At 33.7% G+C, this 14,309-nt stretch carries 25 protein-coding genes; 2 read left to right on the top strand and 23 right to left on the bottom strand.

The features are described from left to right. Nucleotides 1–9: 9 nt before the first annotated feature. From MHH91_RS11160 to MHH91_RS11205, 10 genes are all read right to left on the bottom strand, one after another. Complete coding sequence (locus tag MHH91_RS11160; protein WP_014471998.1) at nucleotides 10–174, bottom strand: hypothetical protein; 165 nt, start codon at nucleotides 172–174, stop codon at nucleotides 10–12. Between the two features lie 38 nt (nucleotides 175–212). After that, nucleotides 213–443, bottom strand: a complete 231-nt coding sequence (locus MHH91_RS11165; protein WP_014471999.1) for a hypothetical protein — start codon at nucleotides 441–443, stop codon at nucleotides 213–215. 14 nt (nucleotides 444–457) lie between these two features. Further along, a complete protein-coding gene (locus MHH91_RS11170) occupies nucleotides 458–670 on the bottom strand; it encodes a hypothetical protein (protein ID WP_014472000.1) in 213 nt (70 codons plus the stop codon). Nucleotides 671–818: 148 nt separating this feature from the next. Further along, a complete protein-coding gene (locus MHH91_RS11175) occupies nucleotides 819–974 on the bottom strand; it encodes a hypothetical protein (protein ID WP_014472001.1) in 156 nt (51 codons plus the stop codon). A gap of 127 nt (nucleotides 975–1,101) precedes the next feature. Further along, nucleotides 1,102–1,233, bottom strand: coding sequence for a lysogeny pheromone AimP family peptide (locus MHH91_RS11180; protein WP_014472002.1), 132 nt, complete (start codon nucleotides 1,231–1,233; stop codon nucleotides 1,102–1,104). Between the two features lie 29 nt (nucleotides 1,234–1,262). Then, the gene (locus MHH91_RS11185) at nucleotides 1,263–2,402 is read right to left on the bottom strand and encodes an AimR family lysis-lysogeny pheromone receptor (RefSeq protein ID WP_014472003.1); all 1,140 of its coding nucleotides are present in this window, start codon (nucleotides 2,400–2,402) and stop codon (nucleotides 1,263–1,265) included. Between the two features lie 167 nt (nucleotides 2,403–2,569). Beyond that, nucleotides 2,570–3,967: an ApeA N-terminal domain 1-containing protein gene (locus MHH91_RS11190; protein ID WP_014472004.1), complete on the bottom strand. Its 1,398-nt coding sequence runs from the start codon at nucleotides 3,965–3,967 to the stop codon at nucleotides 2,570–2,572. 166 nt (nucleotides 3,968–4,133) lie between these two features. Beyond that, nucleotides 4,134–4,265 (bottom strand): hypothetical protein, encoded by a 132-nt coding sequence (locus tag MHH91_RS11195; protein WP_014472005.1) that lies wholly within the window; start codon nucleotides 4,263–4,265, stop codon nucleotides 4,134–4,136. An 11-nt stretch (nucleotides 4,266–4,276) separates the two neighbouring features. After that, nucleotides 4,277–4,492, bottom strand: coding sequence for a hypothetical protein (locus tag MHH91_RS11200; RefSeq protein ID WP_041915567.1), 216 nt, complete (start codon nucleotides 4,490–4,492; stop codon nucleotides 4,277–4,279). Nucleotides 4,493–4,494: 2 nt separating this feature from the next. Further along, nucleotides 4,495–4,746: a hypothetical protein gene (locus tag MHH91_RS11205; protein WP_014472006.1), complete on the bottom strand. Its 252-nt coding sequence runs from the start codon at nucleotides 4,744–4,746 to the stop codon at nucleotides 4,495–4,497. A 70-nt stretch (nucleotides 4,747–4,816) separates the two neighbouring features. Between MHH91_RS11205 and MHH91_RS11210 the strand changes: the two genes are divergently transcribed. Beyond that, a complete protein-coding gene (locus MHH91_RS11210) occupies nucleotides 4,817–4,999 on the top strand; it encodes a hypothetical protein (protein ID WP_041915568.1) in 183 nt (60 codons plus the stop codon). Nucleotides 5,000–5,009: 10 nt separating this feature from the next. Here the strand turns inward: MHH91_RS11210 and MHH91_RS11215 are convergent, their stop codons facing one another. The 8 genes from MHH91_RS11215 to MHH91_RS11250 all read right to left on the bottom strand — a co-directional run bounded on the left by MHH91_RS11215 (nucleotide 5,010) and on the right by MHH91_RS11250 (nucleotide 8,245). Continuing rightward, a complete protein-coding gene (locus MHH91_RS11215; RefSeq protein WP_237701434.1) occupies nucleotides 5,010–5,330 on the bottom strand; it encodes an XRE family transcriptional regulator in 321 nt (106 codons plus the stop codon). A 241-nt stretch (nucleotides 5,331–5,571) separates the two neighbouring features. Then, entirely contained in the window at nucleotides 5,572–6,054 is a 483-nt protein-coding gene (locus tag MHH91_RS11220; protein ID WP_014472008.1) for a hypothetical protein, read from the bottom strand. A gap of 32 nt (nucleotides 6,055–6,086) precedes the next feature. Further along, on the bottom strand, nucleotides 6,087–6,476 hold the full coding sequence (locus MHH91_RS11225; RefSeq protein WP_014470141.1) for a hypothetical protein: 390 nt from the start codon (nucleotides 6,474–6,476) through the stop codon (nucleotides 6,087–6,089). Between the two features lie 42 nt (nucleotides 6,477–6,518). Next, nucleotides 6,519–6,755: a hypothetical protein gene (locus tag MHH91_RS11230; RefSeq protein ID WP_014472010.1), complete on the bottom strand. Its 237-nt coding sequence runs from the start codon at nucleotides 6,753–6,755 to the stop codon at nucleotides 6,519–6,521. A gap of 38 nt (nucleotides 6,756–6,793) precedes the next feature. Next, nucleotides 6,794–7,171, bottom strand: coding sequence for a hypothetical protein (locus MHH91_RS11235; protein WP_014472011.1), 378 nt, complete (start codon nucleotides 7,169–7,171; stop codon nucleotides 6,794–6,796). Nucleotides 7,172–7,202: 31 nt separating this feature from the next. Continuing rightward, a complete protein-coding gene (locus tag MHH91_RS11240) occupies nucleotides 7,203–7,394 on the bottom strand; it encodes a hypothetical protein (RefSeq protein ID WP_014470138.1) in 192 nt (63 codons plus the stop codon). Nucleotides 7,395–7,510: 116 nt separating this feature from the next. Next, entirely contained in the window at nucleotides 7,511–7,714 is a 204-nt protein-coding gene (locus tag MHH91_RS11245; RefSeq protein ID WP_014470137.1) for a helix-turn-helix domain-containing protein, read from the bottom strand. A 93-nt stretch (nucleotides 7,715–7,807) separates the two neighbouring features. After that, the gene (locus tag MHH91_RS11250) at nucleotides 7,808–8,245 is read right to left on the bottom strand and encodes a hypothetical protein (RefSeq protein ID WP_014470136.1); all 438 of its coding nucleotides are present in this window, start codon (nucleotides 8,243–8,245) and stop codon (nucleotides 7,808–7,810) included. Nucleotides 8,246–8,550: 305 nt separating this feature from the next. Here MHH91_RS11250 and MHH91_RS11255 point away from each other — a divergent pair, with 305 nt between their 5' ends. Beyond that, on the top strand, nucleotides 8,551–9,642 hold the full coding sequence (locus tag MHH91_RS11255; protein WP_014470135.1) for an acyltransferase family protein: 1,092 nt from the start codon (nucleotides 8,551–8,553) through the stop codon (nucleotides 9,640–9,642). 74 nt (nucleotides 9,643–9,716) lie between these two features. Here the strand turns inward: MHH91_RS11255 and MHH91_RS11260 are convergent, their stop codons facing one another. The 5 genes from MHH91_RS11260 to MHH91_RS11280 form a co-directional block, all read right to left on the bottom strand. Then, nucleotides 9,717–10,031: a UPF0715 family protein gene (locus MHH91_RS11260; RefSeq protein ID WP_237701450.1), complete on the bottom strand. Its 315-nt coding sequence runs from the start codon at nucleotides 10,029–10,031 to the stop codon at nucleotides 9,717–9,719. Nucleotides 10,032–10,191: 160 nt separating this feature from the next. Beyond that, entirely contained in the window at nucleotides 10,192–10,740 is a 549-nt protein-coding gene (locus MHH91_RS11265; RefSeq protein ID WP_014470133.1) for a hypothetical protein, read from the bottom strand. Between the two features lie 190 nt (nucleotides 10,741–10,930). After that, complete coding sequence (locus tag MHH91_RS11270; RefSeq protein ID WP_014470131.1) at nucleotides 10,931–11,353, bottom strand: hypothetical protein; 423 nt, start codon at nucleotides 11,351–11,353, stop codon at nucleotides 10,931–10,933. A 183-nt stretch (nucleotides 11,354–11,536) separates the two neighbouring features. Next, the gene (locus tag MHH91_RS11275; RefSeq protein ID WP_014472013.1) at nucleotides 11,537–12,289 is read right to left on the bottom strand and encodes a Rha family transcriptional regulator; all 753 of its coding nucleotides are present in this window, start codon (nucleotides 12,287–12,289) and stop codon (nucleotides 11,537–11,539) included. Nucleotides 12,290–12,511: 222 nt separating this feature from the next. Then, a complete protein-coding gene (locus MHH91_RS11280; protein ID WP_014472014.1) occupies nucleotides 12,512–14,308 on the bottom strand; it encodes an ATP-dependent helicase in 1,797 nt (598 codons plus the stop codon). Nucleotide 14,309: the final 1 nt, after the last annotated feature.

A 14,309-nucleotide genomic window follows, 5' to 3' on the forward strand; every position in this document is an offset into this window, starting at 1 on the left:
AATGACACCTCATATCATTTTTTTCATTAAGTATTGATCAAATTCTTGCCATGCAACAATCCATTCATTTTCACCTTGAATATTACTCAGTAGCATTATATTGGCGTTACAGATTTCCATTTGCTTTAGCATGTCGTATTCTTTAAGAGCGTTAATTAAGATGTCTGTATTCATTTTATCACACCTAATTTATTTTTATTCTATAATAAAATTTAGTTTAGGACATTTACCCTTTCGTCCTTACAGACGTTTATAATTGGCATCCCCGTTAATTCCTCATAAAGCTCCTCTTCGAATCCAACCCATTCATCACTTGTCGCTTCTCTTCGTAGGAACTCATTATAAGCTACTGCTATCTCAGGCTGCTCTAAAAACTTTAAAACGATCATATGCTTTTTCCAAACTTTAGCCTTGTTTTCTTCTGTATAATATTTATTATTCATTTTATTTTTACTCCTTAAATACATTTTATTGAATTCTTTTGTTCTTTAATGAGGTTATATTCTTTATGATTTTTTCTCATTGTAGTTACATTATTAGGTGTAAACACATCTGGATCCTCTAGGTGGAGATTGACTCGTGTGAAGTTCTTTAGTTGTTTTATGTATTGATATTGTCTTAATGATGTAATCTTCAACTCTTCCTTTTGAGTGGCACTTGTTGTTTCCATTGTTTCATCTCCCAACAACGTTCATCTTGTAACTTCATTATATATGTTCCCACAATAATATGCAATAATTATTTTATTTTTACTCACGACAAATAACACATGCCCTTTGTATGTGTTAAAATGTCTGCTAGTTTGTCTTTAATCCTCATTAGGATACCTTTGCTTTATATTTTGATCTAATCATTTCTGCTTCATTTTCAAGATGATTGTCTTCCTGGGAAATTACAAGATTAATAGCTGCCATTTCTTCGTAACCTTTGGCCATATCCTCATAAGAAAGTGATTGTCCGAAATGCTTTTTCATTTTAATTCCTCCATGTTCTTGTTTTTTATATTATGAATTTCTGGAACATTCTCTTAAAATTAGAAAAGACGCCTGATCCACTGGATCAAACGTCTAACCATTGATTATGTAGTATCCTGTTGTATTATTAAGCTCCCCGAATTGCACTTGCTACAGAGATCTCATCAGAAGCTGATGCCGTATTAACTGAATGTTGACCTGCAATGAATGAAATTGCTAATGCTGCTAAAATGGCTGTACCGAAAATAATTTTCTTCATTAAATTCACCTCCTTTCAAGTGCTAAATTCTAAATTAAATTTAGTAGCTCCGGATCACAGCCTAATTTTTCGAGTTCTATTATAGTCAATTGGATAAAATATTTATCATCTGATTTTTTGAAATATGTTATTGATTTATAAAAATCAGATTTTTGTTTTGATATCAAACCTTTATAATAAAAATAAAATCCTAATTCATTTTCATCTTGATCCCTATTTGATAAGCTTTCCAATAATTCGTTAGCCTTGTCGAGATTATTATTTTTTATGTAATAAAAAGCCCTAAGCTGCTGATATTTGATATCATCTGATTCATAGTTAACCCATGGATTTTCCTTGTTCCATACGTTAGCTAGGAAGCAAAGAGCGCCGTTTAGCATTTCTTTATGGGTATCATTAAGAACATACTTCTTTGCCTCAATATACGCCAGCATAGCTTCTTCATAGTTTTCGAAAATTAGGGTATTTCCTATAGTCAGATGCGCAAAAAAACATATTCGGTTCACATTGGACTGCATTATTGCAATATTTGAATGTTTCCTCGCTTCGATTAAATTGTTTTCATTTAAGCTTATATTCGCTTGTAACATTGACACTCTACTTTTGTACGAATCTTTTATAAATCCTTCTGGCAAGCTGCTAAAATCTAAAAGTGTTAAGGTGCTTTTCATCAATCCAAACTCACCAATATTCAAGTATTTATACATCAGCATTGCATCTGAGAAAAATGACATTTCTGGGGCTTTGCATCTTCCGCACTCTCTTATTGCTTCTGGTATTGAGATTTCGTTTTTATAAAGCTTTCTATGTATGCTGTAGATGTTGCCCCATTCTTGACTTGTGGTGTTTTTTGAGTTGCTTAAATTTAAAATAATCTTGTCTGTTAACGTATCCCATTGATTAATATCTGAGTATTCAACAGACTGTCTTGCGCTTTTTTTATTGGGATCCAGTGATAAGAAGTAATCACTTAGAAGCTGCTCTTCATTATCAGGAAACAAGCTTTTAACAATATTAATTAAACCGCCTAAGTTGTCCATTTCTTTCTCTGGGGTGTTGATGAATTTGTAAAAACCATTAACCTTTTCGTACCCTGCTATTTTTGAGAGTTTCGCTGCGAGCTGGTTGTCTTTTTCACATTCATTCTTAATCATCTGCTTAAGATTCATTGGTTACTCCACCCCTTCCCAACTAATGTTCTCTTGTTTATAATATACATTAGAGTTGTCAGAATTACAAGTATTTATTTTATTTTTATTCTAATTATTTTTTAAGGAATACTTATCTGTTTGAAATTCGTATTTTATTTAAAAAAAAGGGGGATCGCCCCCGACTTTTATTTGTCCAGAATAATTTTTGCTTGTGAAAATTTTCGGTTTAAATTCCTGTTTTCTTTCATACTATTTAAAATGATTTCTTCATCCAATCCTATCTTTTTCAGGATTAAAAATGTTAATAGTCCATTCATTCTTAAGGAGGCGTAATATTTCTCAACTGCTCGATGGAAAACCTTAGTTTTGTTTGTTAGATCATAGTGAGTAAGATAGTTTCTAGTCTCAACAAGTCCAAAAATAAAACTGTCCCTTTTTTTATTATTACCCGAAAGGAAGTTTTTTGTATCTGTTGATTGTTGATTAAATAACTCCTTTAGTCGCTTCATAAGATTAACTTCATTAATATGCTTTAACTTATTTAAGAAAAATTGCTTATGGTCAACTGAAACATTAGAATTAATAAACTCTCTTACTTTTTCAGTTTCAAATGTTAGTTCTTGGTTAAATTCTAAGCTGGAGCAATATCTTCTGTGAAATATCTCTAAACACTGAATATTTTTAATGAATTTGGTTTCCACGAACTCTTTCTGATCTTTACTGTTCATAAATAAACTAACTATTGTACTCAGCTTTTCTCTTTCTTGAAACCAGTTATTTAACAAAGTTTCATAATTGTGTCTTACCTTATTATAATCAAACAAGAAATTTGTATTCTTCTGTTTAAGGGCTTCTCTGTGATGTTGAAAGTATTTATATTTCAATTGTTTTTTATCTTCTGTCACGTTTAATGTGATATTTATATCGTAGTTAATGTTGTTCATTAGAATGTTTATAAGTCTAACCTGATGATTTACATTCTCATGAAACCATTTCAAATCTTTCCTTTCTGATGGGATTATATTAAATCCACTAACATGCTCCATAGATACACACTGTCCAGATTTTTGATTCTTAATCTTTACCCCACTAGTTTCTTGTACTACAAAATCTTTGACTGTAACCTTGTTTATGTTTATTCTCTCATAATGTATTTCATGTTTTTCACCATTAGAGTCAAATATTTGAGTGAAGGCGCTCAAACCCATCCATTCTGTTAAATTCCCAGTTGAAAACTCAGCAGAGTCAAATTTTTCTGGAAATGCCTCTGTGTAATCTCCTACTAAAAAGCTCCTAATTTCATAAACTGAAGTGGGTATTCCAGGTGATCTAAAGTTTGATTTTCCTATTGCAAGAACATCAAGTTTATACAATTCGCCATCTACTGATATTCCATTGATAACTTTTGGAGTGTCACCAATATCAATAAAGTCATTAACTAATGTACCCATTATCTCTAATGTGATTTCTTCTGGTTTATATATTAACGTACCTGGAACTTGATTTTCTTTATCTTTATCAATCCACCAATACCCTTGTACAGAAAAAACATCAAAAATATCTTTATTTACTATGTTTTTCATAACTAAACTCCTTTTGCAATTAATGATTTTAATAAGGGTTAATACTCAGAAGGGAGCTTGTTTGTTCCTTTTAATCACTCACTTAAGTCGTAAATACAACTTTAATTGTTTCTCTCTTTCAATTTATTTCTCTTTAACATGATTATTTCATGGCCTTACTCTACATTTAAAGCCGCTTCCATTCAACATACTCAAATCGCTGCTGATAAAGTTCTTCAAGGATTGCGGCCCATTCAACCCAGCCGTCCGCAACAATGCTTTTCTTCTCTCCATCCTCAATCCATTCAATCCAGTACACCTGAACACCCCTTACCGAGTAATAACTTCAATCTGTCTTATAGCAGAAGTGACTTTAAACTCTGTATGTAGCTCGTTTGAGATCACTAAAGCTTCTGACATTGTAGTAAACTTAGAAGCGCCATGAAGCCCCTTAGATGACTTATAACCACTACCATCCAACTTAAATGACCTGAAGTAATCATTATTTTCAAATTGAATGACAAAAAAGTTATCGATTACCGGCATGATTATCCCCTCTTCAGCAGCCCAACAATTTTTATCCCTAATGGCAGAAATCCAATTAGTATATAAAACACCATGATATTTATTTTATTCTTAAAGAACAATTCAATCATGTTTTGCTCCATTCCTGGTGAAAAGGAATTAATAAGCTCCTGTTTAAAATCCTCATCGTAAACTTGATCAACGAATAAGGCTTTAAATCCCGTCAGGAAGCCAACACCAAGCCAGAGTATTAAGAAATACGAAAATCCAATCATAAAACCCTCCTCCTTATATACATCGTCTGGTATTATAGTAGAGTTAAATATCCTATGTAGGTGAATTTGTATGGAAGAGAAAAATTTTGAGACAAATGGGTATGATGTTTCTGTCATTTACGATTATAAGGAGTACCCTGATGTTAAGTATGGTCGCTGTGACAACTGTGATTACACTCTGTTTAAGAGTTCAGTGAAAAGTGGCGTGTTTTTACGCGAGTGTCGTAGATGTGGGATGAAGAAGAGTATCTAAACACTCTTCTTCATTTATTTTTAGGCTTGATTTCAATTTCAAGATCTAAGCCGTCTAGAATTTTGAGTAAAGTGTCCACATTGTAGTTCTTACCGTTAGTAACTCTAATAATTTGTGGATGTTTTAAATTAACCTTTTCAGCTAATTTCCTGACTGAAAGCTTATTTTTATCTAGTCCATCTTTAATTGCATTAATGATCTTAAGTTTAGGTACAGAGATAGAATAATATTCTTCAGGAACTTCCATAATGTCTTCAATATTCATTTCAATAATATCGTCTTTATTTGATACCATAAATCCATCAATCCTTTCTAGATAGAATGGTACCATATGAGTTACCACTTTGCAATCTTTTATTTCACTGGAATCATGTAGCTTACATATACTTCAATTCCATCTTCAGTTCTATATTTTGCAATCTTGTCTGGATCAGATTCAATCTTTTCAATAAGTCGCTTTGCGCCTTTATTTCCCTTTTCACTATTGGTTACAGCAATCCAAGACCAATAATATTAAAAAATAGATGCAGCTTTTTAGTATTAAAGCAAGTTCCCTGTCTTAATTTTTTCCATTAACTATGTCGTTGATCAATAAACTCGCTTGCATATCGGTATAGCTCTTTATATTCCGTTTCATCAACTGGAGACTCTATTAATTCAACCCCGTTCTTTACGGCAGTGTAGGTTCTTCCATCATGGGGATACGTTTCCCAGACAACTGGGATTGTAATATTTTTGAAGTTTGAAAGTTTTTTAGATTTTTTAAATTCTTCTCTTTCAGTTATCCTAGAAGCTGCGATGTCTATTATCTCGCCATGCAGTAATACCCACATATGAAATTCGAACGGAGGATTCCACTTGTATTGAACTGGTAATGATGGAAATATAACTGATCCTGCTTTTAATTTTGCATTTTTATTGTATTTCTCTTTCAATAAATCTTTTGTTAGATAAGATGTATAAACACACGCGTCGCCTATTCTTATCCCAGATTTATCAAAAGCAAAGAAAATACTTTCCACAATATTTTTTTGAATAAGCTCTTTATTGTTCATTTTGCCCCTCCGTAGTCGTTAAAAGAATGATTTTATTCAGTAACACCATTTTCATATTCAAGGTTGTATGTTGATATTTCGTGTACTCCTATATCCCCTGCAAAGTTTCCATCCTCATGTTCCTGTTGTAAATAAACCTCTTTATCTTTTTCGAAGATTTCTCTTGCTTCATCTAATTCAGTTACAGCTTGCGATCCCATTCGATCTGTTACAGTAAAAACTAAGCACCGTTTTAACTCGGTACCATCTTTAAGGACTACGTCTGCCATGACGTACCCATTTGGCTTTAGTTCGCCAATTTCATTACGTCTTTTATCGATTGCCTCTTGAAGAACCACAGAAACAGTATTGTTATCAGACTCACTTAAAGCCATTTCTAATTCTTCAATTTCCTCAAGTAACACTTGAATTTCCTCTCTCATTTTCATCTCTCCCTTTGTTGTTAAATGAATCATTATCTCTATTTAAGCACCCTGAGTATAGCCTGATTTGTCAATAGTTACGAGATGTTCAATGTCATCATAGTACTCTGCGTTCATGACCTCATATATATCAATCCCAAGATTCTTTTCCAAATTTCTTTTGGCATGTAAAACAATCATATTATCTGCATTAATACCATTAGGCATTTGTGGTACACCCGCATCTGTTTTGATTTCTACACCGTTTACATTGAAAGTTACTTTTACTGTATTTTGCATTGTAACCTCTCCTATTCCCTATGAAAGTACGATTTTATTTAAACATTGCATTTAATATATTCGTCAAAATCCGGAAAGATAAGCCAGTCATTTGTCATCAGCTCATCCACTTTTTGCAAAAATTCTTTTGATCTGCCTTTCAATTTAAAATCGCCGTCTCCTCCATAAAATTCGCTCAAGCCTTCATAACCGCCTGATTTGTAGTCTGATATAAAACATCTCCCATCAAAATTCCTATTGTTTCCTGCCTTTTCTGAATCTATAATTGCACGAGTTTCTTCCTCTATTGCTTCAAAATTGTAACTCTTTGCAATCCGATTTACCTCTGTCAATCTGGAGATGATTTCATCTGACCAGTTACCCCTCACATCTCTTAGAAGTGCTTCCATTAAGATGATTTCTTCTTGCTTTATCATGGCCTTTCCTCCTCTAATTAAGTTTGTATTCCTACTCCATAACCTTCCCTTCAAGTACAACCTCACTTGCAGTCCAAGTGATCTCATTAACTCCATTCTCATCCATCAAGGTTTTCGCTTTACTATCCGCGCTCACTTTTAGGTCTTCCAAACTTTCGGCTTTAATTATATCGGCTAATAGCATATAGTCCTGATCGTAAAATTTTACTGAATAATCCTTCATATATTCTCTCTCCTTTTGTTGTAATGTGCGCTTTAACTTAACCTTGAAAATTTTCATTCCCTTACTTTTTTTGTAACTTTAGTATACCATGATCACTTTAAGTGATCAATATCTTTTTAATCTTTTTTGTAAATCAACAGCTCATGCAACTCAATATCTAAATATGTACAAACTTTATCAAGCAGATCCCTTGGATACCGCTCCATTTCGTCATGATACAGCTTTCTAACTGTGTTGAAACCATGGTCAATATCATTGGACAGCTTTCGAATACTGATATTCCTTTCGTCTAATATCGGCTTTAAATTTGATTTAATCAATTTAACTACCTCGCATTCATTATGTATGATCACTTTAAATTATCATTATATCCATAAAAAAGGTCAAGGATATACCTTGACTATGTATTAAGCTTACCAATCAAATGAATCTTCATGTTCAAATCCATAAATACCTTTAATCCACACGTCTCCGCAGCCTGGATTCTTTGTAATCTCTAACACATGATTACGATTTGCATCTCCCTCTACTCGATCTGCAGCAGTATAGTCGGCATAGTTCCCTACAAACTGCTTTTCACTACGTGGGAATACCCAGCCAGAAAGAGTTATCCTACTGATTTTCATATTTAGAGTACACCCTTCAGCATTGTTAATTGTGAATTTGTAGAAGAGCCAAGTGCGATCAAAATTCCGATCAAAATAATCTGCCATTGAAAAACTCTCTGAATCCTCACTCATGTGAAAATCCACATTTTTGTAGTCTAATGTAAGCTTCGCCTCAGCACTTGGTGTCGTGAAACACGAGATGAAACCAATGCAAATTACAGCCAAAAAGATTAGCTTTTTCATTTACTCTCCCCCTTTTCCAAATTATACTATATTTGAAATAAAGGCGAAAGAACAGGCAGAAGCTTCGTGATTCATCTGTATTCTTCATGATATAGCTAGATATACATGTATCTATGAATATCTACATGTATTTATAAGTATCTATACCTCCCTACACCATACAAATATACCTTATTGAGAACAAAAAATAAATATTTTTGTTCATTTTAAAGAACAATTCTTCCATTTTTATGATATAATCATCACTGCTTATAGGTAGCCTTACTGCTTATTCGCCATATGGTATAGGAAAGAGGTTCTTAAAAATGAACGTAAAGCATTTTAATTGTTTCTTTGTTATCAGGCTGTTTGCTGCTCTGTGTGTGCTGGTTGGCCATGCTACAAGAGACTTAAACATTTCTGTCTTTGGTTATACCCCAGAGAGTAAAGCATTGTTTCACACCGGCATATCAATCTTCTTTTTTCTAAGCGCATTTTTTCTTTTCACTTCTTATGAAAGATCCAGGCTTAAAGGAAATAATGTAACCGATTTTTATTGGAGCCGTATTATCAGGATCGCGCCCGCAATTTACACCTATGCTATTGCCTCCACCATCCTGTTAATTGTTCTAGGAGCTCTTTCATTAACAGTATTCACTACTAAAGAGTACTGGACATGGCTTCTTAGCAATTTTGTGTTATACCCTCAATACTTCCCTGACATATTCCATCACATTGGCACAGGTCGCCTTAACGATTCACTTTGGACAATTCCTGTTCAGATTAGCTTTTACCTTGTTTTACCCGCAATTTATTGGTTTTATAAACGTTTCGGATTCCAAAAAATGATTCTTTGCTCTTTTGCTGCTGCCGCTTTCAGTGTGTTAGTCTCTTTCATAATTTTAAAGTTCGCCCCTGGCAGTGTTTTCGGCAACCTGTACTTACATTCTTTCCTGCCGCAGATGTTTTATTTCACTTTAGGTATCTTCTGGGCTAAGGCATGGAGTAAGTCACCGCAGCACCTTGTTTTATTTTTATCGTCTGTTACTTTATTTTTATTCTGTAAAATTGACCCTTTACATCTGAGCTCAATAAACAGCACATTATGGAGCTTTTCATGGTTCGTGCCTTTGAGTTATGCAATTGTCTGGTTCGGTTACAATGGGCCGAAGATATTTTGGCAGCTGAACCGGTTAGATGATATCAGTATGGGGATTTTCATATGGCACATGGTGATTATCAACGTCTTCCTATACACCGGAATTAATAAAACACTGTCTGATTACCCGTTGATCATAGTTCTAATTGCTGTCACTGCTGCAATCGCATTTCTTTCGTACAGAATAGTGGAAAAACCCGCTCTTAAATTGCGTAATATCAAGAAAAACAAACCAGTCAAAACAAGGATTGCGAGCTAATGGCCAAGGGCTGTTCATGTAGGCAGCCCGTATCCCATTTAGCATGAAATGGTGTTTTTATTTAGAGTGCTCAGTTACTTAACCGCAACTTTTTGTACAAGTATAGAGTCCCAAATCCAAAAGATCAGGGCAAAAAATACGCTGAATAAATATATCTCATAACTCGCTAATATAGACCCTATGGGATTATAAGGTTCAAAGAGAACGACCATGATTAGCCATACAACAAATGAAGACACTGTGTATATAAAGAGATAATTAATATTGAACCTTCTAGGTTTTCGGTTTAAGATAAGCTGCAATGGCAATTCAAAAATTAAATAACATGTCAACATGATCCCACTAATTATAAGATAAGGGACATATTCAGCTTGATTCAGGATGATCACATATACCAGTGTGGCACATATGACCGACAAAATAAGGACAGCTAGGTATCTTACTGCAATCAAATCTATCTCCCCTTAAACGCTGTATTTCATTCAAAGAACGAATTATCAAATTTAAATTTTAAAATTTTCATTGAAATTGCGTCAATATGGACTAAAATTATAAACCAATCTCAATCGCTTTTTCATATGCTGAATGGAAAATGATTTTGTTATCTTTCCATTCGGCATTACCTACCCCTAACACATCAAGGTCGTCTTCACCCTCAGTATTTCGTGTCATAATATATACGGTGTCCTTATTCACTTTTCTCATTAAACCAGGGTATAAACTAGGAACATGCACATAAAAATCGTAAAAGTGATTCGTTTCCCCTAAGGTGGCGTTTCTATGCTCTATTGTTACTATTACATTTTTAGTTGGCGAAGAAATGGTACCGTATGAATCACCAGTTGCCACCAACAATGCAACTATAAGTACCACTGGAATTGTTATGCAAATTACAAATAATCGCCGTATTTTATACCACCGAGCTAACACAAAAAAACCGACTAAAGTAAGTAGTACAGGAAAAATACAATTTGTTTCCAGCACAAAGCTTAAGTAATAACCATCATGAGACATCAAGAAAACAGCTAAATCAAATGCTAAAATCAAGACAAAGAAGATTGTTGCTGCATTTATTTGGCGCAATACTTTGTTTACCATATTCATTCCCCATGTTTTATTTAATCTTAGCTTCTATTTGTACAAACTCTCCCAGAGGCTCAACACATGCTACTTCGTACATGCAGTCGTCATATGTATTGAGTAGAACCTGTGTTTCCTCTGTTATTTGACTTCTCTCTAACATGGTTTGTAATGAATTTATTAGCTGCTTTATGTTCATAGACATTAATTAATCTCCCCTTTCTACTGAATTTCTCTGTATATTTCTTAGCCTTTTAGACAATGCCTGTTGATACTTCTTCCCTTCAATAGTTGCTGAACAATCAATTAGGTTAAGCGTGTGGCATTCTTTTTCAACAGTAGACAATAATTGATCACCTACATCACGATTAACCCATTTTTTATGCCTTCTTTCTGCCATGTATGAAAAACCAAAATTATTTTGTGTGTGTAAATTCACTATACAGCTGGTTGATAAACTTTCGATTGCAGTTTTAGCAGCAAGAATTATTGATCTGTTTTGCGTTCGCTCTAAACAGGTGAAATATGTTTCTTTCATAATTCCTTTGTATCTAAATATCGCGATAGCTACCCCAGTTTTTGCAGGTGCTTTTTGTAGCACTCTGATAAAAATATCAATTTCTTTAGACATAATATCCACCTTTTCAAGATTTTATATTATATCTAATTATCACACATTTAGACTAAAGCTCAATATATTTTTCGTTTTAGTCGTAGCCAACTTTTCACTCATCTTTATAGCATATCCGCTCCCTTTAAAAAAAGTGAGCGAAAGTATTTTAGTTTAGAATAATAACATTTAGTTATACATCTGTTAAGCTGGCTTACGCTTACTAATTAAATCGGTTATGTAGTCTGCACCTTTAGCAGTTAGATACGTTTTTGAAACATATCCAATCTTAGATGTTGGCACACTTTTAACTTCAAATAAACCACGACCCATATATTTCTGGTATGGAAGGTTATTTGCCATCAGGATTTTCTGATCCTTAAGAAAAGTGAATAACTTATTACGTCCAAATCCTTTGATATTTAATTCCTTAGCAAGTGAACCAATGTCCATTAGCCCGTCAGCGTCCAAGAACTGATGATACTTCTCCACTTTTGGTTGATACTCAGTTACCTGCTGTTCCAAAAGGAGTTTTTCAGATTCAATTCTCTCACGTTCCTTTTGTTCTTGAATCCATCTCTCTGCCCGTTGGATTGAGTTATCAATCATATAGGAAGGAACTAATTGTTTTTTAAGCTGTGTTTCCATTTCTTCAAACCGAGTGACATAATGTGCCGTAAACAAAACGCCTTTTGTGCCATTCATTTTATTAGCCACCATGTCGCAACCTTTACGTGTTAGAAGATAATACTTGTAGGATTTATTGTTGCCCTCTGTTTTATAGTGATCTTTAATGTAAAAATCCTGAGAGCGCAATTCTGCGCTTTCTAAAATTTGGATATGATTATGAATTGTTCTAAGAAATTCTTTATGTTCTTTCCCTACCATATCAGCCACTTCACGACTATCCATTAAAAGTTGTCCATCCCGTTCAATTACAGTTAAATTTTTTTCCAATAAAATCCCTCCAATTAATTTGATTTATGTATATTTAGATCTTTATCAAAAAGTTTACATTTCACATTCAAATCACCCCCCTTACGTCCATTATCTTCTTAATAAAACAGCAACAAGAACCCTTATGATAAAAAGCTTTTAGAGGTCTGTTGTATCCTAAAAAAGAAGAATAACCATTAGGATTTTTTCAATTCATATAAAATATGCATTTTATTTAGATTCTTAACAAACAAGATCATGTTGCCTATACTCATCAAAAAACATATTACAGTGACCAATTTGACTAAGATACAGGCTCTCCTTAGGTCTTGTTACGCCGACATAAAATAATCTTGCTTCGTCTAAAAGATCGCTTTTTCTATGAGGAAACTTACCATCTTCAACCCCAATTAAGAACACATGTTTAAATTCTAGACCCTTGCTTGCGTGAATAGTCATTAATCGCACCGCATTTTCATTTTTCTTTTTACTTGGCTTGTTGCCGTATACAAAATTAATGAACTGCTCTAAGTTATTATTCTTAACAAATTTCTTCATGGTATTGAGAGATTCTTTTCTGTCAGTTATCTCATCTTCATCGAGGTATTTCTCTTCTATGTAATCATTCATTCTGAAAGTTTTAACTACATTGTCGATCAATTCTTCCACGGCAATCCCTTTAAGCACTTGCATTTGGAGTTTATTAATCATACTTTGGAATTTCAAGACGTTATCGTTTTGAGTCGGACGATCAAATCTCATATTTAACATGGCCTCATATAAGGACATATTTGTTTGTCCGGCAAATGACTCAACATCTTTTAAATTCTTATTGCTAAAATAACGAAATGGATCATTCCTTAGTGTGAAAATATCTCGAAAGGCTGCATCATCATGTGGATCACGAATTAATCTTAAATAAGCTACAATCCCTTTTACCTCTTTTCTCTTGAAAAAGCTCCCATTATTAGTAATATCATATTCAATTTCACGCCTTTTTAATTCATTCTCAACATAGCTAGAATGAGAGTTTAATCTATAAAGGACACAAATTTCTGATGGTTTTTCACCGGCTTTAAGCAATGTTTCAATTTTATCAGCTGTATTCAGACCTTCTACTTCTCTGTCCTGATACGTTAGTGTTTGAATTTCGCCATTGTTATGAATATTAGGGACGGAGTCTGCGTAATGTTCATAGTCACCATAGTATTCCTTGATAAAGCTGTTTGCGTTATCAACTATGTTTTTATTTGATCTATAATTTGTATCCAGGTTAATCACAGTGGCGTTTTCCCAATCCTTTTCAAACTCCATACAATACTCAGTATTGCCGCCTCTAAATGTGTAAATAGCTTGTCTATAATCGAATAAGCAGAATATGTTACCAGAGGCGCAAAGTTCTTTTAAAATGAGATTTTGTACTAAGTTAGAATCTTGATGCTCGTCTACAAGAATAAATTCATACGTATACTTATGTTTATTGTTTTTTAGCACCTTGTAACACTCCAATAAATAATCATCATAATCGTACAGTCCGTTTTTGGATTTAAAAGCCTCATACTCCTTATAGAAGAGACGTAATTGCTCCTCGGTATATTTACTCTCTTTAATTAAAAACTCGTCTGTGTAGCCCCTTAAAAAGTTCTTTTGGTAGCTGATGAAACCCGTAATGTCTTTAATGTCAGGTTTCTCTTCAAGTGATTTAAAACAGTTTTCTCGCTGCCATTCTTTAATCGTATTTTTCTCGTTAATTTCAATTCCCTCTTTGAGAAGAATGTTGCGGCATACTGAATGAAATGTACCTACATTCACACTAGTTAATTTCTGCTTATGTAATTTCTTCTTAAGCTCATTTGCAGTATTACGCGTAAAACTGATGGCTAAAATATCCTCTTGATCTTCACCGTAATCCCTCACCAATGTTTTAACACGGTTAAGGAGAACGGTGCTTTTACCGCTCCCTGCCCCTGCAATGACTGCACAAGCCCCTTTATAAAAATTAATCGCTTCTAATTGTTGTTTGTTAAACTTTAGAGTCATT

This window comes from Bacillus sp. FSL K6-2819, assembly GCF_038008305.1.
GTDB classification, from domain to species: Bacteria; Bacillota; Bacilli; order Bacillales; family Bacillaceae; genus Bacillus; species Bacillus amyloliquefaciens.

Excerpts from the sequence above, each read along its gene's own strand:
- MHH91_RS11265 (WP_014470133.1), bottom strand. The coding sequence starts at position 10,740 with ATGGTAAACAAAGTATTGCGCCAAATAAATGCAGCAACAATCTTCTTT.
- MHH91_RS11170 (WP_014472000.1), bottom strand. The coding sequence starts at position 670 with ATGGAAACAACAAGTGCCACTCAAAAGGAAGAGTTGAAGATTACATCA.
- MHH91_RS11180 (WP_014472002.1), bottom strand. The coding sequence starts at position 1,233 with ATGAAGAAAATTATTTTCGGTACAGCCATTTTAGCAGCATTAGCAATT.
- MHH91_RS11225 (WP_014470141.1), bottom strand. The coding sequence starts at position 6,476 with ATGAGAGAGGAAATTCAAGTGTTACTTGAGGAAATTGAAGAATTAGAA.
- MHH91_RS11230 (WP_014472010.1), bottom strand. The coding sequence starts at position 6,755 with ATGCAAAATACAGTAAAAGTAACTTTCAATGTAAACGGTGTAGAAATC.
- MHH91_RS11280 (WP_014472014.1), bottom strand. The coding sequence starts at position 14,308 with ATGACTCTAAAGTTTAACAAACAACAATTAGAAGCGATTAATTTTTAT.
- MHH91_RS11255 (WP_014470135.1), top strand. The coding sequence starts at position 8,551 with ATGAACGTAAAGCATTTTAATTGTTTCTTTGTTATCAGGCTGTTTGCT.
- MHH91_RS11160 (WP_014471998.1), bottom strand. The coding sequence starts at position 174 with ATGAATACAGACATCTTAATTAACGCTCTTAAAGAATACGACATGCTA.
- MHH91_RS11235 (WP_014472011.1), bottom strand. The coding sequence starts at position 7,171 with ATGATAAAGCAAGAAGAAATCATCTTAATGGAAGCACTTCTAAGAGAT.
- MHH91_RS11220 (WP_014472008.1), bottom strand. The coding sequence starts at position 6,054 with ATGAACAATAAAGAGCTTATTCAAAAAAATATTGTGGAAAGTATTTTC.
- MHH91_RS11165 (WP_014471999.1), bottom strand. The coding sequence starts at position 443 with ATGAATAATAAATATTATACAGAAGAAAACAAGGCTAAAGTTTGGAAA.
- MHH91_RS11185 (WP_014472003.1), bottom strand. The coding sequence starts at position 2,402 with ATGAATCTTAAGCAGATGATTAAGAATGAATGTGAAAAAGACAACCAG.
- MHH91_RS11200 (WP_041915567.1), bottom strand. The coding sequence starts at position 4,492 with ATGCCGGTAATCGATAACTTTTTTGTCATTCAATTTGAAAATAATGAT.
- MHH91_RS11215 (WP_237701434.1), bottom strand. The coding sequence starts at position 5,330 with ATGGTACCATTCTATCTAGAAAGGATTGATGGATTTATGGTATCAAAT.
- MHH91_RS11270 (WP_014470131.1), bottom strand. The coding sequence starts at position 11,353 with ATGTCTAAAGAAATTGATATTTTTATCAGAGTGCTACAAAAAGCACCT.
- MHH91_RS11190 (WP_014472004.1), bottom strand. The coding sequence starts at position 3,967 with ATGAAAAACATAGTAAATAAAGATATTTTTGATGTTTTTTCTGTACAA.
- MHH91_RS11250 (WP_014470136.1), bottom strand. The coding sequence starts at position 8,245 with ATGAAAAAGCTAATCTTTTTGGCTGTAATTTGCATTGGTTTCATCTCG.
- MHH91_RS11240 (WP_014470138.1), bottom strand. The coding sequence starts at position 7,394 with ATGAAGGATTATTCAGTAAAATTTTACGATCAGGACTATATGCTATTA.
- MHH91_RS11175 (WP_014472001.1), bottom strand. The coding sequence starts at position 974 with ATGAAAAAGCATTTCGGACAATCACTTTCTTATGAGGATATGGCCAAA.
- MHH91_RS11205 (WP_014472006.1), bottom strand. The coding sequence starts at position 4,746 with ATGATTGGATTTTCGTATTTCTTAATACTCTGGCTTGGTGTTGGCTTC.
- MHH91_RS11210 (WP_041915568.1), top strand. The coding sequence starts at position 4,817 with ATGGAAGAGAAAAATTTTGAGACAAATGGGTATGATGTTTCTGTCATT.